The 647-nt window shown below is 66.6% G+C and carries 2 protein-coding genes; one reads left to right on the plus strand and one right to left on the minus strand.

What is annotated here, in order from left to right:
• The coding region (locus ACU8YC_RS25455) for an EamA family transporter (RefSeq protein ID WP_446896027.1) at nucleotides 1–432 on the plus strand (432 nt) is incomplete at its 5' end.
• A gap of 5 nt (nucleotides 433–437) precedes the next feature.
• Here ACU8YC_RS25455 and ACU8YC_RS25460 read toward each other — a convergent pair.
• On the minus strand, nucleotides 438–647 hold a 210-nt coding region (locus tag ACU8YC_RS25460), incomplete at its 5' end, for an AAA family ATPase (protein ID WP_446896028.1).

The following is a 647-nucleotide window of genomic DNA, read 5'->3' on the forward strand; positions in this document are numbered from 1 at the left end:
TTCTTCGGCTGCGTCGCCTCGGCGCTCTATCCGGTGCTCAGCAAATGGGGGCTGGCCAACGGATCGTTGCCGACCCAGGCGGGCCTGCGCACCTTCTGGAGCCTGGTGGCGGGCGCTGTGCTGATCGGCCTGATGGGGGCGATATGGGAGCGGCCGGCGGCGCTGCTGCACATGAATCTGCTGGACCTGCTGCTGGTGACCTACCTGGGCGTGTTCTCCAGCGCGATGACCTTCTTCCTGCAGCAGCGCGCCACCAGCGCACTGACCCCCGGGGCGGTAACGGCCTACAGCTACCTGGTGCCCTTCGTCTCGATGCTGCTGCTGTTCTTCGATCAGCCGGCACGCATGGGTGTGCACTGGTTGCCGGGTAGCCTGCTGGTCGTGCTTGCCATCGGCCTGCTGCTGCGTCGGGACGGGCAGCCAAGCCGCTGAGGCGGTCAGCCATCCAGCAGCGCTCGTGTCCAGGCAATTGCCTGACGTTCGCGCTCGGCCCAGTCACCTGCGATTTCAACGAACGGCTGCCGATGCTGCCGAAGCCAGTCACGGCATTGCTCGTAGAAGCGCTGCCTGTCGTCTAGATCCGGCTGGCAGCGCTGGCCGTCCGCATGCCACTCGGCGCCTGTGGGCGAGAGCAACAGGTGCTGGTG

The sequence above is a fragment of the Citrobacter sp. VF227 genome (assembly GCF_052950715.1).